This window comes from Aeromonas sp. CD, assembly GCF_033349375.1.
Taxonomy (GTDB): Bacteria; Pseudomonadota; Gammaproteobacteria; order Enterobacterales; family Aeromonadaceae; genus Aeromonas; species Aeromonas hydrophila.
Window position 1 is genome coordinate 724408 of the sequence record NZ_CP137631.1, and the last position, 22376, is coordinate 746783.

Below are 22376 nucleotides of genomic sequence, written 5' to 3' on the forward strand. Positions count from 1 at the left end.
ATCCGTGTGGGAGAAAACCTGCTTATAGCAGGCATGTTTGATTTTGCCTTCGGTTTTCTCGTTGTATTTCGCAGTAAGAAACGATTTTCCATTAATTGTTATGGGATATAGACTCAAAACAAAGTAATACTGTGGATAATTTAACCATGAGCGACGTAATCAAAAAGTTCCTCAAGCTGGAGGCCGCCTCCGGAATAATTCTGATCATGGCGGCCATGCTGGCGATGATCCTGGCCAACAGCGGCCTGGCCGACAGCTATCAGGCCTTCCTCGATACCCAGGTGCAGGTGCGCATCGCCGCCCTCGACATCAACAAGCCGCTGCTGCTCTGGATCAACGATGGCTTCATGGCCGTCTTCTTCCTGCTGGTCGGCCTCGAGGTGAAGCGCGAGATGCTGGAAGGGGCCCTCTCTTCCCGGGTGCAGGCCACCTTCCCGGCCATCGCCGCGGTGGGCGGCATGCTGGCGCCCGCGCTCATCTATGCCTTCTTCAACTACTCGGACGAAGTGGCGCGCGCCGGCTGGGCCATTCCCGCCGCCACCGACATTGCCTTCGCCCTCGGGGTGATGGCGCTGCTGGGCAAGCGGGTGCCGGTGAGCCTCAAGGTGTTCCTGCTGGCACTGGCCATCATGGATGACCTGGGCGTCATCATCATCATCGCGCTGTTCTACACCCAGCAGTTGTCGCTGACGGCGCTGGCGATCGGCATCCTGGCGACCCTGACTCTGCTGTGGATGAACCGCCGCGGCGAGGATCGGATCAGCCTCTACATGCTGGTCGGGCTGGTGCTCTGGGTGGCGGTGCTGAAATCTGGCGTCCATGCGACTCTGGCCGGGGTCATCGTGGGCTTCATGATCCCGCTCAACGGCAAGCGTTATGCCTCGCCGCTCAAGCAGCTGGAGCATGCCCTGCACCCTTGGAGTGCCTACCTGATCCTGCCGCTGTTCGCCTTTGCCAATGCCGGGGTGTCGCTGGAGGGGATTGGTCTCTCTGCCCTGCTGAGCCCGGTACCACTCGGCATCATGCTGGGGCTGTTCATCGGCAAGCCGCTCGGGGTGTTCACCATCAGCTGGCTGGCGGTGAAGCTCGGCATTGCCCAATTGCCCAACGGGGTTAATTTCAAACAGATCTTCGCGGTCAGCATCCTGTGTGGCATCGGCTTTACCATGTCGATGTTCATCGCTTCGCTGGCCTTCGAGCACGGCGGGTTGGATTACGGCAGCTATTCGCGCCTCGGGATCCTGGTGGGATCGACTCTGGCGGCGATCGTCGGTTATCTCGCCCTGCGCATGGCGCTCCCGAACCGGGAGGCCGACCAAAGCACGGAGGGGTTATGAAAAGACTAGGATGGCTGGCCTTGCTGGCGCTGAGCCAGACGGCCTGGGCCGGCAGTCTGCGGGATTGCCAGCAGGATGCGGCCTCGGCCGGCTGCTCGGCCTACCTCAACGGGGTGGTCGACAGCGCCCTGATGCTGGGGGACAAGCAGGCCAAGGCCCAGTTTGGCGAGACCTTCGCCGAGCGGGCGCTGAGCAGCCGGGCTGGCGAGCGGGTCAAACAGTCCAACAAGCGTTACTGCGGGGAGCGGATGCCGGATCCGGCCCGCCTCAAGGCCCATCTGCAGGCGCAGTTCGACGCGAACAAGGTTGACTCGATCAGCGACATGTATGACATTCTGGCGGCTGAACTCAGTTGCTACCGGAGTCCGCGCAGCGCGGGAACCCCATCGGATGTCACACCTTAACTACAATCACCTCTACTATTTTTGGATGACTCAGAAGAAGGGCTCCGTCACGCAAGCGGCAGAAGCCCTCTTCTTGACGCCGCAGACCGTGACCGGTCAGATCAAGCTGCTGGAGCAGCGCCTGGGCGGCAAGCTGTTGATGCGCAAAGGGCGTTCCCTCGAGGCGACCGAGCTGGGTCAGCTGGTGTTTCGCTATGCCGACAAGATGTTCAGCCTCTCCTACGAGATGCTGGATATCGTCAACTACCGCAAGGAGAGCCAGATCCTGTTCGACGTCGGCATCGCCGATGCGCTCTCCAAACGTCTTGCCAGCCGGGTACTGCTCTCCGTCATCCCCAACGACGGTTCTATCCACCTGCGTTGCTTCGAATCGACCCACGAGTTGCTGCTGGAACAGCTGAGCGAACACAAGCTCGACATGATCCTGTCGGACTGTCCGGTGGACTCCAGCCAGCACGCTGGCCTGCTCTCCAAGCGACTCGGTGGCTGCGGGGTCAGCTTCTTCTGCAAGGCGCCGCTGCCATCGCTCCCTTTTCCCGCCTGTCTGGAGGAGCGCAAGCTGCTGATCCCGGGCCGGCGCACCGCCATGGGGCGCCAGCTGACCCAGTGGTTCGAGCAGCAGGGGGTATCGCCCAGCATCCTCGGCGAGTTTGACGATGCGGCCCTGATGAAGGCATTCGGCTTCTTCAACCAGGGCATCTTCATGGCTCCTACCATCTATCGGGAGGAGATCCTGGAAGGGGAGGAGGTGATGCTGCTGGGGGAGACCCAGGATCTGATGGAGGAGTACTACGTCATCTTTGCCGAGCGGATGATCCAGCATCCGGCGGTAAAACGGGTATGCGAGAGCGATTTCTCCTTTCTGTTTGCCGGTCAGGAGGATTTCACCACGATTCAACCGGCAACCCTGTCATTTTAAATCGACGGGCCACAGAGTATGATTCTTGCCTCGAACGAGAGGGAATGAGATGCAACTGGAAGAGATGGAGGCAAATGCAAGCCGGGCGGTCGCTCTGCTCAAGGCGCTGGCCAACGAGCGGCGCTTGTTTATCCTGTGTCAGCTGCTGGAGCGGGAGCTGTCGGTGGGCGAGCTCAACGAGCGGCTCGGTTTGAGCCAGTCGGCATTGTCACAGCATCTGGCTGTGTTGCGGCGGGATGAACTGGTGGAGACGCGCAAGGAGGCCCAGACGGTCTACTATTCGCTGCGCAGCCACGAGGTGCGCGAGATGATAGGATTGCTGCACAAGTTGTACTGCAGCGAACAGAAATAAAAAACCGGCACGAAGGCCGGTTTTTTTAGCTTTGTTCAGCAGATGCTGAATTAAGCCATAGCTTTGATCTGGGCAGACAGGCGGCTCTTGTGACGAGCAGCTTTGTTCTTGTGGATCAGGCCTTTGGTCGCCATACGATCCATGATCGGCTGAGCAACAGCGAAAGCGGCAGTCGCGGCAGCCTTGTCGCCAGAGGCGATGGCAGCGATGACTTTCTTCAGGTAGGTACGGGTCATGGAACGACGGCTGGCGTTGTGCTGACGACGTTTCTCTGACTGAAGAGCGCGCTTCTTAGCAGATTTGATGTTAGCCAAGGTAAAACTCCTAAAACTGTCTTAGCGAGTGTATTGAAAAGGCCCGGAAATATGCCTTCTCAACCACATATTGTCAAATGATTTGTGCAAATAAACACCGCCCCCCGGTGGTGTGTCAGATGGGAGACGGTTAAACTGTCGGCCGATTCTAACAGCATTCTTTTCTTTCCGACAGTTCCAGAGGCCTCGTCTTGAGTAAGAAATTGATCAAATCCGGCATGATAGTGTCCGGAATGACGTTGGCGTCCCGCGTGATGGGCTTGGTGCGCGATGTGGTCATCGCAAATCTGCTCGGTGCCGGGGCGGCCGCAGACGTCTTCTTCTTTGCCAACCGCATTCCCAACTTTCTGCGTCGTCTGTTCGCCGAAGGTGCCTTCAACCAGGCCTTTGTTCCCGTGATGACGGAGTACAAGAAAAAGGGCGACGAGAGCGAAGTGCGCGAGTTGCTGGCCGCAGTAGCGGGCACCCTCGGGGGGATCGTCACCGTGGTCACCCTGCTCGGGGTGCTGGGCTCCGGCGTGCTGACCGCCCTGTTCGGCTGGGGCTGGTTCTGGGACTGGTTGCACGGCGGGCCTGCGGCCGAGAAGTTCGAGATGGCGAGTCTGATGCTCAAGATCACCTTCCCCTATCTCTGGTTCATCACCTTTACCGCCATGGCGGGGGCCATCCTCAATACCTTCGGCCGCTTCGGGGTTTCCTCCTTCACGCCGATCTTTCTCAACATCACCATGATCGCCGCCGCCTGGTGGATCTCGCCCTGGCTGGACAACCCCGAACTGGCGTTGGCCATCGGTGTCTTCCTCGGCGGTCTGGTGCAGTTCCTGTTCCAGTTCCCGTTCCTGCGCCAGATCAACATGCTGGTGTGGCCCAAGTGGGGTTGGCATCATCCCGGGGTGGTGAAGATCCGCACCCTGATGATCCCGGCGCTGTTCGGGGTCTCGGTCAGCCAGATCAACCTGCTGGTCAACACCATGCTCGCCTCGTTCCTGGCGACCGGCGCCATCAGCTATCTCTATTACTCTGACCGACTGCTGGAGTTCCCGCTCGGCCTGTTCGGTGTCGCCATCAGCACCGTCATCCTGCCGGCACTGGCCAAAAAACACGTGGATGCCGATCCGGCCGACTTTTCCCGCACCATGGACTGGGGGGTTCGGATGGTGATGCTGCTCGGCCTGCCCGCCATGGTCGGGATCGCCGTGCTGCGCGAACCCATTCTGCGAGTGCTGTTCATGCGCGGTGAGTTCGGCTTGCACGAGGTGAGCATGTCCAGCGCCAGCCTGCTGGCATCCACCACGGGCCTGCTGTCGCTGATGTTGATCAAGGTGCTGGCCCCCGGCTACTACGCCCGCCAGGATACCCGCACCCCGGTACGGATCGGGATGATGTCGATGGCGGCCAACATGGCCTGCAACCTCATCTTCATCTATCCGCTCGGTTACGTGGGGCTGGCGCTGTCGACTGCCTGCTCGGGCACGCTGAACGCGGCCCTGCTGTTCAAGGGGCTCCATCAGCAGAACGTCTACCGGCCCTCCCGCCACACCGGGGTATTCTGCCTCAAGCTGTTGACCGCAAGTCTGCTGATGGGAGGCGTGCTCCTCTACCTCTCGCCGGATCTGGCCCAATGGGGCGCCTGGCACATGAGCAAGGCGAGCATGCAGCTGACCATGCTGCTGGTGCTGGGGGGCGCCATCTATGCCGGTGTCCTGCTGGCGCTGGGCATTCGGCCAAAAGATCTGAGAGCAGGGCGGGACGACTGAGTCGGCGCGCCATGGCGATTGAAGTCCCGCCTGAGCCAGCAATCAGGGCGGGATGGCTGAAATCGGGTCAGCAACAGGGCTGACCCAGAGTGCCGCCTGATATATAATCCGGCGATTTTCATAGCAGCGACGCACAAGGCATTGATGGAGCTTATCCGCGGTATTCACAATATCAAGCCCCGTCACCGGGGGTGTGTATTGACCATTGGCAACTTTGATGGGGTTCATCAGGGTCATCATGCCGTGCTGTCTCGTCTGCAGGAAAAAGCAGCCCAACTGGGCCTGCCGGCCTGCGTCATGCTGTTTGAACCGCAGCCGTTGGAGCTGTTTGCCGGGGCTGCGGCGCCGGCCCGCCTCAGCCGCCTGCGGGAGAAGTATGAAGCGCTCAAGGGGATGCAGATCGATCGCATGCTCTGTGTGCGCTTCAATCATCGCTTCGCCGAGCAGTCCGCCACCACCTTCATCGAGCAACTGCTGGTGGAGAAACTCGGCGTGCACTATCTGGTGGTGGGCGACGATTTTCGTTTCGGCAAGGGGCGGGAAGGGGACTTCCACCTGCTGGAAGAGGCCGGTCGGCGCTTCGGTTTCGAGGTGATCAGCACCCAGAGCTTCCAGTTGTCCCGTCAGCGGGTCAGCAGCACGCTAGTGCGCGAGGCCCTCGCGGCCGGCCGCATGGCGGAGGTGGAGCTGATGCTCGGCCGCCCCTATACCATCAGCGGCCGGGTGGCCCACGGTGACAAGCTGGGCCGCACCATAGGTTTTCCCACCGCCAATCTGGCCCTCAAGCGCCAGGTGATCCCGGTCGGTGGCGTGTTCGCGGTGGAAGTGTTATGTTCCGGCAAGACCTTCCCCGGTGTCGCCAATGTGGGTGTACGGCCGACCTTGAGCGGTACACAAGCCAGATTGGAAGTACATCTATTTGATTTTTCTGGCGACCTATATGGTCAACAGGTCAAGGTGCTGCTTCGCCACAAGCTGCGCGAAGAGCAGAAGTTTGCCTCTTTCACCGCCTTGAAAGAGCAGATCGAACGAGATGCCCTGGCGGCCCGAGCCTGGTTCGGGCTGCCACTACTCCATTTACCCAGCACTCTTTTAGAAAAGAAGGGAACCCAGGACTGATGAGCGACTATAAACACACCCTGAATCTTCCGGAAACCGAGTTTCCGATGCGTGGCGATCTGGCCAAGCGCGAACCCAACATGCTGAAACGTTGGTACGATCAGGATCTTTACGGCGCCATTCGCCGCGCCAAAGCGGGCAAGCCTTCGTTCATTCTGCACGATGGCCCCCCCTATGCGAACGGCAGCATTCACATCGGTCACTCGGTCAACAAGATCCTCAAAGACATCATCATCAAGTCCAAGGGCCTCTCCGGTTTCGACTCCCCCTATGTGCCGGGCTGGGATTGCCACGGTCTGCCCATCGAACTGAAAGTGGAAGGCATGGTCGGCAAGCCGGGCGAGAAGGTCTCCGCAGCCGAGTTCCGCGCCGAGTGCCGCAAATACGCCAAGACCCAGATCGAAGCGCAGAAGGCCGACTTCATCCGGCTGGGCGTGCTGGGTGACTGGGAACACCCCTACCTGACCATGGATTTTGGCACCGAAGCCAACATCATCCGCTCCATGGCCAAGATCGTTGAAAACGGTCACCTGCACAAAGGCTCCAAGCCGGTGCACTGGTGTACCGATTGCGGCTCCGCCCTGGCGGAAGCCGAAGTGGAGTACTACGACAAGAACTCCCCCTCCATCGACGTGCGCTTCAAGGCCGTCGACGAGGCGGGCGTTGCCGCCAAGTTTGACTGCGCCGAAGGCCACACCGGCAAGGGCCCGATCTCTGCCGTGATCTGGACCACCACCCCCTGGACCCTGCCCGCCAACCGCGGCATCGCCATGCACGCCGATCTGGACTATGCGCTGGTACAGGTGGAAGGGGAGCATCCTGAGCGCCTGATCCTGGCCGCCGAGCTGGTCAAGGACGTGATGGACCGCGCCGGTATCGAGCAGTTCCACAACCTGGGCTACGCCAAGGGCGCCGCACTCGAGCTGCTGCGCTTCAACCACCCCTTCTACAGCTTCGACGTGCCTGTGGTGCTGGGTGACCACGTCACCCTGGATGCCGGTACCGGTGCCGTGCACACCGCCCCTGGTCACGGTCAGGAAGACTTCGTGGTCGGTCAGAAGTACGGTCTGGAAGTGGCCAACCCGGTTGGCAGCAACGGAGTGTACCTGCCGGATACCGAACTGTTTGCCGGCCAGCACGTGTTCAAGGCCAACGCCTCCGTGGTCGAGGTGCTGACCGAGCGCGGCGCCCTGCTGCACCACAAGGTGTTCAACCACTCCTACCCGCACTGCTGGCGTCACAAGACCCCGATCATCTTCCGTGCCACCCCGCAGTGGTTCATCAGCATGGAGCAGAAGGGTCTGCGGCAGCGTGCGCTGGAAGAGATCGAGCGCATCGAGCAAGACGGCATCAAACAGCACGGCCAGAGCGGCTGGGTGCCGGCCTGGGGTAAAAACCGCATTCAGGCGATGGTCGAGAACCGTCCTGACTGGTGTATCTCCCGCCAGCGTACCTGGGGTGTGCCCATCTCCCTGTTTGTTCACAAGGAGACCCAGGAACTGCACCCGGAATCCGTGCGCCTGATGCACGAAGTCGCCAAGCGGGTCGAACAGTCCGGCATTCAGGCCTGGTGGGATCTGGACAAGGCCGAGCTGCTGGGCAGCGACGCCGACCTGTACGACAAGGTGCCCGACACCCTGGACGTCTGGTTTGACTCTGGTTCGACCCACTCCTCCGTGGTCGATGCCCGTCCCGAGTTCAACGGCAACCCGGCCGACATGTATCTGGAAGGCTCTGACCAGCACCGCGGCTGGTTCATGTCCTCCCTTATGATCGGCGTGGCGATGAAAGACAAGGCTCCCTACAACCAGGTGCTGACTCACGGCTTCACCGTGGATGGCCAGGGTCGCAAGATGTCCAAGTCCATCGGCAACGTGGTGAGCCCGCAGGACGTGATGAACAAGCTGGGTGCCGACATCCTGCGTCTGTGGGTCGCCAGCACCGACTACACCGGCGAGATGACCGTCTCCGACGAGATCCTCAAGCGCTCTGCCGACGCCTATCGCCGCATCCGCAACACTGCCCGCTTCCTGCTGGCCAACCTGAACGGCTTCAATCCGGCGACCGACATGGTGGCGCCTGCCGACATGGTGGTGGTGGATCGCTGGGCCGTGGGGCGTGCCAAAGCGGTACAGGCCGAGATCATGGCGGCGTTCGACGAGTACAACTTCCACGGTGTGACCCAGAAGCTGATGCAGTTCTGCTCCATCGAGATGGGCTCCTTCTACCTGGACGTCATCAAGGACCGTCAGTACACCGCCAAGGCCGACAGCCTGGCCCGTCGCTCCTGCCAGACCGCCCTCTATCACATCGCCGAAGCCATGGTGCGCTGGATGGCGCCGATCATGAGCTTCACCGCCGACGAGATCTGGGCGCTGCTGCCGGGTGAGCGCGGTGAGTTCGTGTTCACCGAGGAGTGGTACGACGGCCTGTTCGGGCTGGAAGCGGGTGAAACCCTCAACGACGATTTCTGGGCCGAGATCCTCACCGTGCGCGGTGAAGTGAACAAGGCGCTGGAAGTGGCTCGTGGCGAGAAACGCATCGGTGGCTCCCTGCAGGCCGAGCTGACCCTGTTCGCCAAGCCGGCACTGGCTGCGCGTCTGAACGCCCTGGCCGATGAGCTGCGCTTCGTGTTGCTCACCTCCAAGGCCAAGGTTGTCAGCGTCGATGCCGCCCCGGCAGACGCCGTGGCGACCGAGCGCGACGACCTGTGGCTGAGTGTGGCCCAGTCTGCCGCCGCCAAGTGTGACCGCTGCTGGCACCATGTGGAAGACGTGGGCACCATCGCGGGTCACGAAGAGATCTGTGGCCGCTGCGTCACCAACGTCGAGGGTGACGGCGAAACTCGTCAATTTGCCTGATGAACATGACTCACCATAAAAGCGGCCTGCGTTGGCTGTGGCTGGCAGTGCTGGCCTTTGTACTGGACCAGGCGAGCAAGCTCGCCGTGGTCAAGCTGCTGCCATTTGGCTACCCGGGGGTGGAGATCACCCCCTTCTTCAACCTGGTCCATGTCTACAACAAGGGGGCGGCGTTCAGCTTCCTGGCCGATCAGGGCGGCTGGCAGCGCTGGTTCTTCGCGGTGCTGGCGTTTGCCATCTGCGGCTTGCTGATCCACTGGCTGCGCAAGCAGTCCGTCGCTCAGCGCTGGAGCGGCATCGCCTACTCGCTGATCATCGGTGGGGCGCTCGGCAACGTGTTTGACCGGCTGGTGCTGGGCCACGTGGTCGACTTCCTCGATTTCTACTGGCAGCGCGCCCACTGGCCGGCGTTCAACCTGGCGGACAGCTTCATCTTCATCGGCGCAGCCATGATAGTGCTGGACGGTTTTCGCAGTGAGAAGAAGAAGGATGTGATGCCATGAGCCAGCCGATTGCGGCAGACAGCAGCGTGCTGTTCCACTTCGCCATCAAGCTGGAAGATGGCTCGGTGGCCGACAGCACTGCGCTGCAAGGCAAGCCTGCCCGCCTGCGGATGGGCGATGGCAGTCTGACCTCCAGTTTCGAGCGGTGCCTGCTGGGGCTGCGCGAAGGGGAGAGCAAGAGCTTCACGCTGGCACCGGAAGAGGCCTTCGGCCTCTCCAATCCCGACAACATCTACCATCTGGACCGCGCCAAGTTCGGTGCCGATGTAGAGCCCAAGGTCGGCACCATCATCCTGTTCGACCAGCCCAACGGCAGCGAGCTGCCGGGTATCATCCGGGCGGTGGCAGGGATGTCGGTGACGGTCGATTTCAACCATCCCCTGGCCGGTCACACCGTCACGTTCGAGGTGGAGATCCTGGGGGTTGATGACGAGGAAGCGGTTCACTGATGAATATTCTTCTGGCCAATCCCCGTGGTTTCTGTGCCGGTGTCGACCGGGCGATCAGCATCGTCGAGAGCGCGCTGGAGAAGTTCGGCGCCCCCATCTATGTCCGTCACGAGGTGGTGCACAACCGCTACGTGGTGAACAAGCTCAAGGAGGCGGGCGCCATCTTCGTCGAAGAGCTGGATGAGGTGCCGGACGACAGCATCGTCATCTTCTCCGCCCACGGCGTCTCCAAGGCGGTGCGCGAGATGGCCAAGTCCCGTGCCCTCAAGGTGTTCGATGCGACTTGCCCGCTGGTGACCAAGGTGCACATGGAGGTCCATCGCGCCAGTCGCAAGGGCTCCGAGGCCGTGCTCATCGGCCATGCCGGTCACCCCGAGGTGATCGGCACCATGGGGCAGTACGAGAATCGCGAGGGGGGCATGTATCTGGTGGAGACGCCGGAAGATGTGGCCAAGCTCAAGGTGAAGAACCCGGATGACCTCTGCTTCGTCACCCAGACTACCCTCAGCGTGGACGAGACCTCGGACGTCATCGATGCCTTGCGTCTCCACTTTCCCAAGATCCAGGGGCCGCGCAAGGACGACATCTGCTACGCCACCCAGAACCGCCAGGACGCGGTGCGGGAGATGGCGGGGCTGGTGGACGCCATGCTGGTGGTGGGGTCGCGCAACTCTTCCAACTCCAACCGCTTGCGGGAGCTGGCCGAGAAGGTGGGCGCCAAAGCCTATCTCATCGACGACGCCTCCATGATCGAGGCCGACTGGCTGGCGGGAGTAGAGGCGATCGGTGTCACCGCCGGTGCTTCCGCCCCCGAGGTGCTGGTGCAGTCGGTCATCACGCGCCTGCGCGAGCTGGGCGGCAAGGTGGTGGCCGAGCATCCCGGTCGTGAAGAAAACGTGGTGTTTGAGGTGCCGCCGGAGCTGCGCATCCTTTGAGTCAGCCGTCCCGTGCGGGATAGTGCCATGAGTGCCTGAGCCACCTCCTGTGAGGTGGCTTTTTCATGGGCGATTCTTATGACTCTTGTTGCCCGCTTTGTGGCGAGATTGCAGCGAAATTTGATGATGTATGTCCAAGATCTGAGTAGATTGAATTGCAAGCGAAGGTCTGCGGTCTAGACTGCTGATGATCTTCTCATCTGGCTTGATGGCACATGGATATGCGAACGAGCCTCCCCGACAAAATCAGAGCGAAACAGGATGTTTTTGCGTTCAGGTTTTAGCCTCATCGAGCTGATGGTCACCGTTGCGCTCATCTCTATCCTGCTGACGTTGGGAGTTCCCTCCTTTAGCGCGATATTGCGCAACATGACGCTGACCAGCCAGGCCAACAACTTCGTGGCCGCCATCAACCTCGCCCGCTCCGAAGCCATTCGCCGCAATACCGCGGTCACGCTTTCCGCAACCGCCAGCAACCTGACCCAGAACCACTGGGAATCGGGCTGGCAGATCTGGGTCGATCGCAACGGCAACGGCACCCTCGACAACGGCGAACTGCTGCGGCTCTTTCCCGACATGGGTGCCGGCACTCTGGTCAGCAATACGTCGCTGGTCCGCTTCAGTGGCAATGGCTTTCTCGACGGGCGTCAGCAGGTGGCGCTGGTGTTCTCTCTGCAGCCGCCGGAGTGTGCCCAAGAGGCATCGCGCGACATCACTATCACCCCGGCCGGGCGCCCATCCATCGTGGAGACCAGCTGCATATGAAACGACATCAGGGGGTATCTCTGCTTGAGATCATGATTGCCGTGCTGGTGCTGTCGATCGGCATTCTCGGCATGGCGACCCTGCAGTTGCAGGCGCTCAAGAGCAATCAATCGGCGCTCACCCGCACTGAAGCGACCCAGTTCGGCTACATGATCACCGACATGATGCGGGCCAATCGCAGCGCGGCCCTGCTCGGCCAATACAATGTCGGGCTGGGGCAGGCCGTCTCCGGCAGCTCGATGGCGATACAGGATGTGCAGTACTGGAAGCAGGCGCTGACCGGCCTGCCGGGCGGTGACGGGGCCATTGCCGTCAGTGCCGGGCAGGCGACCATCACCATCCAGTGGAATGCCAGCCGGCTGGCTACCGAGCCTGCGCTGCGCAGCATGACCCTGAGGACGGATCTGTGAGCGGGCGGCGCACCTTGTTGCGTCAGGCCGGTGTCGGTCTGGTAGAGGTGATGATCGCCCTGCTGCTGTCACTGCTGACGGTCGGGGTCATCATTCAGGTGCTGCTTGGCAACCACAAAACCTATCTGACCGGCGAGGCCATCGCCCGGGTTCAGGAGGACAGACGGTTTGCCGTCAACCTGCTGCAGCAGGAGCTGCGGATGGTGGGCTACCAGGGCTGCCTCAGCAAGCAGGGGGTCAATATCACCAACACCCTTAACGGTGGTACGGCGCTGCCCTACAACTTCACCGTCTATCTGCGCGGCTATGACAATGTCACTGCGACGCTGCCCACGGCGTTGTCGGCCCTGTTTACCGCTGCCGAGCCCAAACCCAAAGCGGGAACCGACGTGCTGCTGGTGCAGGGGCCGACCGGCGCCGGGGTGCCGGTCACTCGCAACAACAGCGCCGCCCAGCTGTTCGTGCAGCAACTCTCCAGCAAGGCCAACTACTGCGGTACCGGCAAGCAAGGCTACAGCGACTTGTGCGAGGGGGACATCGTCATGGTGTCCGACTGTCAGAAGGCTCGGATCTTCCAGATCACCCAGACCCAGGTGGTGGGGGGCGGCAGCGAGGTCAATATCGGCCACTCCAACGACAACAAATACACCCCGGGCAATGCCGTCAGCTCCTGGGGCGGCGCCAGCAGCCCGGTCGAGGAGCGCTTCGGTGCCGGCTCGGTATTGAGCCGGATGGAGACCCGGATCTATTACATTGCCCGCCCCTCTGCCAACGCGCCCTATGCCCTGTATCGCAAGAGCGGTCTGGCTGCGGGCATGCTGCTGGTGGACGGGGTCACCGATGTTCAGCTGACCTTCGGCGAGGATCAGAACCGGGATCGGGCGGCGGATCGCTATGTGAGCGCCGCCAGCAACCCGAACTGGGACAACGTGCTGGGGATCGGCGTTCAGCTCTTGATGCGCAGCGGTCAGGGCAATGTGGTATCGGATCCGCAGGCCATCAGCTTTGCCGGCGCCACCTTCCAGGCTGTCGACAATCACTGGTACTGGGTGGCCGAAACCACGGTCGCCCTGCGCAACCGGCTGCCATGAGGAGGGAGGCATGATGGCTCGACAAGGGGGAATGGCGTTGGTTATCAGCCTGATTTTTCTTGCTGTGGTGAGCCTGCTGGCGATGGCCAGCATGCAGAGCGCCCTGCTGCAGGAGAAGATGGCGGGCAACCAGAAGGAGTCACAGCAGGCGCTGCAGGCGGCGGAGGCGGCGCTGCGTGCTGCCGAGCGCTATCTGGAGGCGGGCAGCTCAGGCCCCTACGACAACAGTGCCGGCCTCTATGAGTTCGTCAGCGTGGCGGTGGACCCCGCCTCTCCCTCCACGGCCTGGCGTACCTATGCCAATAGCGGCCTGACCGGACGGGCCCCCGAATATTTCATCGAGCGGTTGCCCTATACCCAGGGCAGCAACGAGAGTCTGGCGGTTGACGAGCCCATCAGCGAGCGCCGCCTCTATCGCATCACGGCAAGGGGATTCGGACTCTCGGACGAGAGCCGGGTGCTGTTGCAATCGACCTACAGCCGCTAGGAGAACAACCCATGCGTGCATCTGGCTACGGACTCTCGGCCCTGCTGCTCTGCTCCCAGGTGCAGGCGGCCCTCGACATCGCCCAGGTTCCCCTCTATCTGGGTACCCGGGCCGAACCCAACATCATGTTCAGCCTCGATGACTCAGGTTCGATGCACTTCGAGTTGATGCCGGAGGGGTTGATCGAGAACAGCGCCCGTTACGTCTATCCCAGAGCCGACAATGTCTATGGCAGCGAGGATTATGACAACCGGACCGTGACCTTCACCAGCAGCAACGACCGCAACGCCTATACCCGCTCGAGCAACAACAACAAACTCTACTACAACCCGCAGCAGAGCTATCGGCCCTGGGCCAAGGCGGACGGTACCCTGATGGCGAATGCCAGCATCAGCTGTGCACCGCACAACCCCTTCAACACCGCCGCCGGCTGTCGTGATCTGACCAAGAACAACCGCTCCAAGTCCCTGCGTTACTACACCGGGTTCTCTTCCACCGATTACAACGACGATGAAACCTTCTGGCCTGCCGTCTACTTTGCCTACAAGGGCAGTGGCGACGTGAAGAAGGTGGGCAGTTATACCCGGGTGGAGATAAAGTCCGGCAGTACCTATGGCGGGCGCCCGAATCGCAGCGATTGCAAGAGCGCCCCCGTTTGTACCTATGACGAGGAGATCCAGAACTTCGCCAACTGGTACACCTACTACCGCTCCCGGATCCTGGCGGCTCGTGCCGGGGTCGGCCGTGCTTTTGCAAGCCAGGGGCAGGCCCTGCGGGTGGGGTTTGCCACCATCAACGCCAGCGGCAGCGTGATCCGTGGGGTAGCGCCTTTTTCCGGCACCGATCGCAGCGCTTTTTTCAGCGATCTCTACAGCCGCGATATTCCGGCCGCCGGCACGCCGCTGCGCACCAGCCTGAAGGATGTGGGGGAGTACTTCTCCCGCACCGACAACAACGGTCCCTGGGCGGCCAGTGCCGGCAGCACCTTGCCCCACCTCACCTGCCGGCAGAGCTACAACATCCTGATGACCGATGGCTATTGGAACGGGGATACCCCCTCGGTAGGGGATCTGGACAAGGATGGCTACAGCAATACCCTGGCCGACGTGGCCTACAAATACTGGAAAACCGACCTGCGTGCCGATCTGGCCGACAAGGTGCCGACCAGCACGGCGGATCCCGCCAACTGGCAGCATCTGGTCAACTTTACCGTTGGACTCGGGGTCAACGGGTCACTCAATCCGGCCAACGGCATCCCGAACAGCTGGCCCAATCCCCATGATCCGGATGACAAGGAGTACAAGAACGCGACCTACATTCCGGAGTACAAGATCGATGATCTGTGGCACGCGGCACTCAACAGCAAGGGCAGCTTTTTCAGCGCGGGCGACCCCGACATCTTTGCCGCAGCCCTGAGCAGCACCCTGGCCCAGATCGCGGCCCGCAACAGCTCCGCCAGCTCGGTGACCGCCAACGCCACCCGGCTGGACAGCAATACCCACATCTACCAGGCCCGCTACAACAGCGGCGACTGGTCGGGGCAACTTATCTCCATCCCCCTCAACAGCGATGGGTCGCTGGGCAACATGGCCTGGGATGCCGCAACCCTGATCCCGGCACACACCTCCCGCAGCATCTTTACTCGACAAAACGGGGTCGGCATTCCCTTCACCTGGGCCGATCTCAATGCCACCAACCGTGCCCTGTTCAACCTTGCCGGCGACAGCCAGGGGGAAAGCCGGGTTGCCTACTTGCGCGGCGATCGCAGTCGCGAGCAGAGCAATGGTGGTCTGTTTCGCAGCCGCAGCGATTTGCTGGGGGACATCATCAACTCGGATCCCGTCTATGTCGGCAGCCGGGATTACGGCTACGGCAGCGCCACCGGCCTGACCCAGGCGGAGCGGGACGGTTATCTGAGTTTCCTCGGTTCGACGGCTATTCGCAGCCGTACACCCATGCTCTACGTGGGGGCCAATGACGGCATGCTGCACGGTTTCAGGGTCGCCAACGGGGTGGAGACCCTGGCCTACATCCCTGCCAGCCTGTTGGGAGATCTGAGCTTGCTGACCAAGCCGGATTACAGCCATCGTTACTATGTCGATGGCACAGCCAAGGTGGGCGATGCCTATCTTGGCAGCAGCTGGAAAACCGTGCTGCTGGGATCGACCGGTGCCGGTGGCAAGGCCGTGTTTGCCATCGACGTGACGGCGCCGGACAACTTCACCGCCGACAAGATGTTGTGGGAGTTTACCAATACCGAGATGGGGGTGGCGCTGGCCGCGCCGACCCTGGTTCGGGTCAAATCCGGCAACAAATGGGTGGCGCTGGTGGCCAACGGCTACAACAGCACCAGCCAAACGGCGCGCCTGTTCGTGCTGGATCTGGCGACCGGCGCGGTGATCAAGGAGATAGATACCCAGGTGGGCTCGGCCAGCGAGCCCAATGGTCTCTCATCCCCCTTGCCGGTAGACGAGGATGGCGACCGGGTGGCGGACTATGTCTACGCCGGCGATCTGCAGGGCAATCTGTGGAAATTCGATTTGACCGACAACAACAGCGCCCAGTGGGGGAGTGCCTTCAAGACCGGCAACAAGCCAAAACCGCTGTTTCAGGCGTGCAACGGGACCTGCTCCGCCAGTACGCGTCAACCCGTCACCATGCGCCCGCTGGCCATCCGTCATCCCAAGGGGGGCATCATGGTGCTGATGGGAACGGGCAGCTATTTCACCAATGACGACAAGTTGCTGCCGGCAACTCCCAGGCTGGAGGCCGTCTACGGCATCTGGGATACGGGGGCTAGCGTGCTCAGCAACCAGCTGTTGCAGCAGAGCATTACCCACGAGTATTCCGCCAATGGCACCACCATCAAGTTCAATGTCAGGGTGGTGTCCAACACGGCAGTCAACTACACCAGCCAGAAAGGGTGGTATCTGGTGCTCAAATCCCCTGCGTTGAGCAAGGGGGTGGGGGAGCGAGCCGTTTCAGAGATGCTTTATCGCAATAAGCGGCTGATCTTCAACACCCTGATCCCCTCGGCGGACGCCTGTGACTTCGGTGGACGCTCCTGGTTGATGGAGCTGGATCCTGTCTCGGGGGCGCGTTTGACCTACTCGGTGTTCGACGTCAATGGCGATGGAGCCGTGAACGATGACGACTATGTGGGGATCAAGGACAGTGGCGGCAACGACATCAAGGTGCCGGTCAGCGGCAAGCAGTTTGACGAGCTCACCACGACGCCGAGCGTGGTGGAAGATGCCGACATGGAGCGCAAGTACATCAGTGGCTCCAGCGGCAACATTTCGGTCACGCTGGAAGAGGGGGCGGGTGATCTGGGTGGTCGCCAGTCCTGGTTGCAACTGGAGTAGAGGTGGAGATGGAACGCGGATTTTCCCTGATGGAGCTGATGATTGCGGTAGCCGTGATGGCCATTCTGACCGTGATCGCCTATCCCAGTTACAACAGCTACATGGCCTCTGCCAAGCGGGCAGAGGCCAAGGCCGCCCTGCTGGAGGCGGCGCAATACATGGAGCGACAGTTTACCGCCGACGGCAACTATGATGGTGGCAACCTGGCCTCCGCCGGGCTGGCTACCTTGCCCAGGGATGGCGGGACTGCCTATTACAATCTGGCGCTCAATGCCAGCGGCGCCAGCTATACCCTGACGGCGATCCCGACCGGAGTGATGAACGGCGATCCTTGCGGCCTGCTGACCCTTGACCAGGGTGGACAGCAGGGGGTGTCGATGGCCAGCATGACGGCAGCCGAGTGCTGGTAGTCTGTCACCAGCAGGCGGCAGGAGTCTTGGTATCTGCCTTGTTGAGGGTCAGTGTATCGCAGGCGGTGCTGCCGCTCTTGTCGCCTACCTGTGCCCCCTTGCTGGTGGCAATCAGGGTATAGCCGGTGGCGGTAGCACCTGAAATGGAAAAGTCGTAGTAGCTGCTGGTGGGGTTGCCCACCTGGGATGGGGTGGCGCTGTAACTGGTATTGGAAACCCGGAACTCTTCCTGTTTCAGCTGCATGCTGAGCAAGCCCTTGAGCGCTTCGGCCCGGCGGGATTTGCGCAAGCCATCGGTGAAGCTGGGATAGGCAACAGACGCTATGATGGCGACGATGGCGACCACGACGATCAGTTCAAGCAAGGTGATTCCGGACTGTTTGATTCTCATGGGGCGGCATGCTTCGTGAAACAGGTTGATACTATAGGATAGTACTGACAGTCGACCCTACTGGCACGTGCAAAAAGAAAGGAGTCTTGAGCTGATGGAAGGCAGAAAGGGCAGATCCGCCGGTTTTACCCTGATAGAGCTGATGGTTGCCCTGTCCTTGGTCGCCCTGCTGCTGACTGTGGCCATCCCCAGTTATCAATCCCTGCGCCAGGATCAGATGGTCAAGGCGGCCACCCAGGCGGTCTACACCGACATGATGCTGCTCAAGTCCGAAGCGCTCAAACGCAACAGCAATTTGCAAATGATCCTGTTCAACAGCGGTACCGACAGCTGGTGCTATCGCATCAGCATCGATGGCAGTTGCGCCAGTTGCAGCGACACCTGTTCCAGCATCGAGGGACGCAAAGGCGCTGATGCCAGTGAATTTCCCGGGATCATTCTGACGGGCACCTACACGGAGTCCTCAAGCCAGATACGTCCCATCAGCTTCTCCCCCCGGCGCGGTACCTTGCCAAGCGGCAGCATCACGGTGAGCTCCTCGGCCGCCAGTATGAAGGTTGTCACCAACAACCTTGGGCGGGTACGTACCTGTGCCGTCAGCAACCTGGCGGGGGAGGTGGCATGCAACTGAAAGTGCGGGGTTTCAACCTGGTCGAGCTGATGGTGGCCATGGTGGCGGGCTTGCTGCTGGTGGCCGCAGTCATTTCGCTGTTTGCCACCATTCTCAAGGCCAATTACACCGCCATGCAGACCAGCCGCCTGAACCAGGAAGTTCAGTTACTGACGGACATGATGGCACGAGACATCCAGCGGGCGGGGTATGACGCCAACGCCACCCAGTTTCTTGCCGCCCCTTCTGGCAGCCGATCCAGTTTCTATTTTGATGCGGCAGCGGATCTGATGAGTGAAACCGCGACGGGTTCCGGCCTGTATACCTGTATCAGGGTGCGCTATGACAACGATGAAAACGGAGTGCTGAGCAGTGATGACACCCTGATTTACAGCTACAGCAGTGCTGACAAGGGGATCAAACAGGGGACCGGTACCACGACCTGTGGCAATGGCAGTCTGATCTCCAGCGACGATACCGTAGAAATCACCGCCATGACGTTCAGGCTCCTGCCAAGCAGTCAGGTCAGTGGGGCGAGGGCGCTGCAATTGATGGTGAGCGGGCGGTTCAAGACCACGCCGGCACTGACGCTGAATCTGCAGCGGGATATCAAACTGCGCAATGATGGGTACTGACATGAGCCGACAAGCCGGTTTTACCACCTTCACCATCACTTTGTTGCTGGTGCTGATCCTGCTGGGCATTTCACTGTTGGTGGGCAAGATGCTGGTGGCAGATCGGCGAGTGACCCTCAACGAGGTGCTCTATCGTCAGGCTATGGCAATGGCGGAAGTGGGTCTGGCCGATGGACTGGGGAGGTTGACGCTGGACCCGAGCTGGAGGACCAGCGGGGCCACGACTACCTTGACCACGGGAAGCTATACCCTGTCATCTTCTGACGATACAGCTATCACGGTGGGGTCGGTGGTCGTGACGCCGATAAGGGTTCGTTCCCAGGCGACTCTCAGCAACAGTCAGGCCCAGGTGGCAGTCGAAACCAAGGTCGTACGTTTCAGCGTACTGGCCGGCTCTCCTGCCGCGCCTCTGACCGTGGCCGGTGGCATGGCGGTTGGCGGCAACTTCACCATAGTGGCCAATCCCAATGGTGGCGGGCTGGGAGTACCACTGTCGGTCTGGACCAGCGGCAATGTCGACCTGATAACGGGGACCGGGCAGACCTGTCATCAGGGGGACTACGACGGCGGCTGTTCGGCCAACATCAGTCAGAAGGGGGACAAGCAGCCGGATATCAAGGACAACGATACTGCCTTCCCGACCGACCTGGTCTGGTATCTGTTCAATGAAAAGGATGATGCCAATGGCTGGGCCAATCTGGAGGCAAGGGCGACCCAGAAGCTGACAGACTGCAGCTCGCTTGGTCCTGCCTCAACTGGACTCATCATTGTGGATGGGGATTGCAAGCCCTCCTCCAATGTCGGCTCCGCAACGGCGCCTGTGATTCTCATCGTGCGCAATGGCAATCTGGCGGTCAACGGCAATACGGTGCTGTATGGCTTGGTATTTGCCTACTCATCCAACCCCGCAGCCGCCGGGACGGACGTGAAGCTGACCGGTGGGGCCATCGTGCATGGCGCCATGGTCTCCAACTATCAACTGGGCAACGCCAACGGTACCTACGATGCCAAGTATGATGCCGATGTCCTGAGCAACATCTCGAATGGAGCCGCATTCCAGATCGTCAATCAGGTGCCCGGCAGCTGGCGAGACTGGTAAGGGGATATGGAGATGAAAGGGCAAAAAGGATTTGGCCTGCTGGAGATCCTGATCACGCTGGTGGTGTTGGGAGTGGGTATTGTTGGCCTGGTCGCCATGTCCAAGTCGGCGCTGACGGTTTCGCAGGATGGCCGGCGTTATGAGACGGCGATGCGACTGGCGGAGTCCAAGCTGGATGAGTTTCGCAATTTCAATGGGGTGGTGAGTGCAACCGCGCCGCTGACGGCCTACAACCAGATAGCCTCGGCCAGTGCGGCCGTGACTCTGTCGGGTGAGGCTTACTCGGTGGGATGGACGGTGACCAATCAGTATCTGAATGGCTCAACCTGGCAGAACGTGGCACCGGCGGGCTATCGCCTGAGTTACCCGGGCCGCAAGGCGATCACGGTCAACGTCGGGTGGACGGACAGTGAAGGGCAGGCTCAGGCGCTGCAACTGGCCGGCAATGTTTCACCCATCGAATCCTTGAGCTCCGATCAGCTGGATGGCGGTTTGAATACGGCGAGGCAAGGCCCCAAGGTCAACTACACACCCGGGGTGGCACCTGACGTCATCTCGGTGGAACTGGGGGATGGCAACAAACAGGAGACCAGCAAGCCACTGCCGACCGTGACATCCAAAGATGGTCTGGTGGGCAAGCTGGTCCAGTTCGAGACGGTGACTTACAAACCCGCAGCGGGTGGCAACACCCAGCAGGTGCTGCAGGACATGGCATCCGTCTCCTGTTCTTGCAGTTATGGCTCCAGCCTGAGCGCCTATCTGCCGGGTCAGGCCTACAGTTCAGCCAGCAACCAGCTCTATTGGAAGGCAGGCTCGCTGCAGACCAAGACCACGGGGACGCTCGACAGCAGCGTCAATGGCCAGCCGACGCTCTGTACCAGCTGCTGCAAGGATCACTTCGATGGCAGTGGCTCCAGCTTCACCAACTTCTATGCTCCGCTCAACACCAGCCGGGTACGCTACAGCAGCAGCCTCAGCACGGCGAACAGCGGCAAGTACGTGGATGCCTGCCGTTTTGTCCGGCTGGATGGCTATTATCGCCCCCTGCCTGACTGGAACCTGGTCAAGGTAGTGGTAACCACGGCCGATTTCCTGGCCAAACCAGCGAACCAGGCCAGTTATCAGAAATACATCAAGTATGTGGTCAAGACCTACATCGACTGGCAGAAGTCGACCCTGAACTGGACCCAGGGGGCCTCCGCCACCTTGCCGACCATCACCGATTTTTCAGCCTGGTTGGCTACCAACGCGGAAGCCGGGGGCGATACCACGACCGGGATCACCGTCAATACGGGTACGGCGCAGCTCATCGCCCGCGGCATCTATGTGGATGTGCTCGACCCTGTCTATCTGGTGGGGATTGATACCAGTGCAGTGGACTATCTGACCAAGGTACCGTTTCAGGACATCAACCTGACCATGCTGGCGGAGTGGGCCATGGCCCCGCAGAACTTGCTGACGGGCAATGCCACCGACTATGCCGCTGTCACCAACGAGACGGTCAAGACGGTGGTGGATCTCAACAACTACTATTTCGGCAGTTACAGCCGCGGCTACATGACGGCGAAGAAATCGACCAAGGACAGCAACCAGGTGCTGCAGAGCGTCACCGTGCGTGTCACTGCCTATCAGGGGAATTCCGGCATCACGGCTTCGCTCATCTCGCCACGGGACCAGTCGCTGGCGCAGACGGCGGATATGCTGGTCAAGGTGGATACAGGATCGCAGACGGTACCGACCGTCAGTGTCAGTGGCTGGATCCAGTGTCTGACCCGAGGGACGGGTGGCAAGAATCCCCCACCGGTAGCGTGTAGCAAGAATACGTTCAACAGGCTGAGCATCACGACTCCCAACTCCGGGGCGACCTGCCGCATCGACTATCCGCAGGCCAACAACCAGCCCGCAGCTTATCTGTGTACGGCCCCAGCGAACTCGACGCTGGCTATCAACCTCGCCTATTCCAACCAGGGCAGCACCACCTATATGTTGCAGCCAGCCTCCTTCAGCGTGCAGATGACGCAACAGTCCAACAATCAGGTGTTGAGCGGCCCCTGTTCACTGCTGGTGGACAATGGAGTGACCAACGCGACTAGCCTGACTTGCACCCCTTGAGCCTTGGGCGCTGGCACAGCCAGCGCCTTTTCTTTATCATTCCCCATCATT

Annotated in this window: 23 protein-coding genes; 20 read left to right on the forward strand and 3 right to left on the reverse strand. The window is 60.8% G+C overall.

Annotation, left to right across the window (positions count from 1 at the left end; all coding sequences use genetic code 11):
• The first annotated feature begins 146 nt into the window (after nt 1–146).
• From nhaA to R2E40_RS03370, 4 genes are read left to right on the forward strand one after another with little or no spacing between them, the layout of a single operon-like run.
• Complete coding sequence (nhaA, locus tag R2E40_RS03355; protein WP_318164763.1) at nt 147–1337, forward strand: Na+/H+ antiporter NhaA; 1191 nt, start codon at nt 147–149, stop codon at nt 1335–1337.
• Complete coding sequence (locus tag R2E40_RS03360) at nt 1334–1741, forward strand: hypothetical protein (protein ID WP_270812846.1); 408 nt, start codon at nt 1334–1336, stop codon at nt 1739–1741. Before nhaA ends, R2E40_RS03360 begins: the two co-directional genes overlap by 4 nt.
• Nucleotides 1728–2660: a transcriptional activator NhaR gene (gene nhaR / locus R2E40_RS03365; RefSeq protein ID WP_017409027.1), complete on the forward strand. Its 933-nt coding sequence runs from the start codon at nt 1728–1730 to the stop codon at nt 2658–2660. Before R2E40_RS03360 ends, nhaR begins: the two co-directional genes overlap by 14 nt.
• A 49-nt stretch (nt 2661–2709) precedes the next feature.
• Nucleotides 2710–3012 carry an ArsR/SmtB family transcription factor gene (locus tag R2E40_RS03370; protein ID WP_016349423.1) on the forward strand — a complete coding sequence of 101 codons (303 nt, stop codon included), beginning with the start codon at nt 2710–2712 and terminating at the stop codon, nt 3010–3012.
• A 50-nt stretch (nt 3013–3062) separates the two neighbouring features.
• Here the strand turns inward: R2E40_RS03370 and rpsT are convergent, their stop codons facing one another.
• A complete protein-coding gene (gene rpsT, locus R2E40_RS03375; RefSeq protein WP_005308808.1) occupies nt 3063–3326 on the reverse strand; it encodes a 30S ribosomal protein S20 in 264 nt (87 codons plus the stop codon).
• A gap of 191 nt (nt 3327–3517) precedes the next feature.
• Here rpsT and murJ point away from each other — a divergent pair, with 191 nt between their 5' ends.
• Nucleotides 3518–5083, forward strand: a complete 1566-nt coding sequence (gene murJ / locus R2E40_RS03380; protein WP_318164764.1) for a murein biosynthesis integral membrane protein MurJ — start codon at nt 3518–3520, stop codon at nt 5081–5083.
• A gap of 42 nt (nt 5084–5125) precedes the next feature.
• On the opposite strand, the gene R2E40_RS03385 is transcribed toward murJ, so the two are convergent.
• Nucleotides 5126–5323: a hypothetical protein gene (locus tag R2E40_RS03385; protein ID WP_162183721.1), complete on the reverse strand. Its 198-nt coding sequence runs from the start codon at nt 5321–5323 to the stop codon at nt 5126–5128.
• Here R2E40_RS03385 and ribF point away from each other — a divergent pair.
• From ribF to tppA, 11 genes are all read left to right on the forward strand, one after another.
• The gene (gene ribF / locus R2E40_RS03390; protein ID WP_017409028.1) at nt 5228–6202 is read left to right on the forward strand and encodes a bifunctional riboflavin kinase/FAD synthetase; all 975 of its coding nucleotides are present in this window, start codon (nt 5228–5230) and stop codon (nt 6200–6202) included. The genes R2E40_RS03385 and ribF overlap by 96 nt on opposite strands.
• A complete protein-coding gene (gene ileS, locus R2E40_RS03395; protein WP_318164765.1) occupies nt 6202–9063 on the forward strand; it encodes an isoleucine--tRNA ligase in 2862 nt (953 codons plus the stop codon). Before ribF ends, ileS begins: the two co-directional genes overlap by 1 nt.
• Nucleotides 9063–9566 carry a signal peptidase II gene (gene lspA, locus R2E40_RS03400; RefSeq protein ID WP_318164766.1) on the forward strand — a complete coding sequence of 168 codons (504 nt, stop codon included), beginning with the start codon at nt 9063–9065 and terminating at the stop codon, nt 9564–9566. The genes ileS and lspA overlap by 1 nt, the downstream gene beginning before the upstream one ends.
• A complete protein-coding gene (fkpB, locus tag R2E40_RS03405) occupies nt 9563–10015 on the forward strand; it encodes an FKBP-type peptidyl-prolyl cis-trans isomerase (protein WP_318164767.1) in 453 nt (150 codons plus the stop codon). Before lspA ends, fkpB begins: the two co-directional genes overlap by 4 nt.
• Nucleotides 10015–10950 (forward strand): 4-hydroxy-3-methylbut-2-enyl diphosphate reductase, encoded by a 936-nt coding sequence (ispH, locus tag R2E40_RS03410; protein WP_318164768.1) that lies wholly within the window; start codon nt 10015–10017, stop codon nt 10948–10950. The genes fkpB and ispH overlap by 1 nt, the downstream gene beginning before the upstream one ends.
• Nucleotides 10951–11211: 261 nt before the next feature.
• On the forward strand, nt 11212–11715 hold the full coding sequence (tppE, locus tag R2E40_RS03415; protein WP_011704647.1) for a type IVa pilus pseudopilin TppE: 504 nt from the start codon (nt 11212–11214) through the stop codon (nt 11713–11715).
• Complete coding sequence (tppB, locus tag R2E40_RS03420) at nt 11712–12125, forward strand: type IV pilus modification protein PilV (RefSeq protein ID WP_219312829.1); 414 nt, start codon at nt 11712–11714, stop codon at nt 12123–12125. The genes tppE and tppB overlap by 4 nt, the downstream gene beginning before the upstream one ends.
• Nucleotides 12122–13216 (forward strand): PilW family protein, encoded by a 1095-nt coding sequence (locus tag R2E40_RS03425; RefSeq protein ID WP_318164769.1) that lies wholly within the window; start codon nt 12122–12124, stop codon nt 13214–13216. Before tppB ends, R2E40_RS03425 begins: the two co-directional genes overlap by 4 nt.
• Before the next feature lie 10 nt (nt 13217–13226).
• Complete coding sequence (locus tag R2E40_RS03430; protein ID WP_080688822.1) at nt 13227–13703, forward strand: PilX N-terminal domain-containing pilus assembly protein; 477 nt, start codon at nt 13227–13229, stop codon at nt 13701–13703.
• An 11-nt stretch (nt 13704–13714) separates the two neighbouring features.
• Nucleotides 13715–17068 carry a pilus assembly protein gene (locus R2E40_RS03435; protein ID WP_318164770.1) on the forward strand — a complete coding sequence of 1118 codons (3354 nt, stop codon included), beginning with the start codon at nt 13715–13717 and terminating at the stop codon, nt 17066–17068.
• An 8-nt stretch (nt 17069–17076) separates the two neighbouring features.
• Nucleotides 17077–17478 carry a type IVa pilus pseudopilin TppA gene (gene tppA / locus R2E40_RS03440; RefSeq protein ID WP_024944566.1) on the forward strand — a complete coding sequence of 134 codons (402 nt, stop codon included), beginning with the start codon at nt 17077–17079 and terminating at the stop codon, nt 17476–17478.
• A gap of 4 nt (nt 17479–17482) precedes the next feature.
• Here tppA and R2E40_RS03445 read toward each other — a convergent pair whose 3' ends face one another.
• Complete coding sequence (locus R2E40_RS03445; RefSeq protein WP_016349434.1) at nt 17483–17869, reverse strand: type IV pilin protein; 387 nt, start codon at nt 17867–17869, stop codon at nt 17483–17485.
• A gap of 94 nt (nt 17870–17963) precedes the next feature.
• Between R2E40_RS03445 and R2E40_RS03450 the strand changes: the two genes are divergently transcribed.
• From R2E40_RS03450 to R2E40_RS03465, 4 genes are read left to right on the forward strand one after another with little or no spacing between them, the layout of a single operon-like run.
• Nucleotides 17964–18500 carry a GspH/FimT family pseudopilin gene (locus R2E40_RS03450; protein ID WP_045529158.1) on the forward strand — a complete coding sequence of 179 codons (537 nt, stop codon included), beginning with the start codon at nt 17964–17966 and terminating at the stop codon, nt 18498–18500.
• Complete coding sequence (locus R2E40_RS03455) at nt 18491–19114, forward strand: prepilin-type N-terminal cleavage/methylation domain-containing protein (RefSeq protein WP_318164771.1); 624 nt, start codon at nt 18491–18493, stop codon at nt 19112–19114. Before R2E40_RS03450 ends, R2E40_RS03455 begins: the two co-directional genes overlap by 10 nt.
• A gap of 1 nt (nt 19115) precedes the next feature.
• The gene (locus R2E40_RS03460) at nt 19116–20213 is read left to right on the forward strand and encodes a PilX N-terminal domain-containing pilus assembly protein (RefSeq protein WP_318164772.1); all 1098 of its coding nucleotides are present in this window, start codon (nt 19116–19118) and stop codon (nt 20211–20213) included.
• Between the two features lie 12 nt (nt 20214–20225).
• A complete protein-coding gene (locus R2E40_RS03465) occupies nt 20226–22325 on the forward strand; it encodes a prepilin-type N-terminal cleavage/methylation domain-containing protein (protein WP_318164773.1) in 2100 nt (699 codons plus the stop codon).
• The last annotated feature ends 51 nt before the right edge of the window (nt 22326–22376 follow it).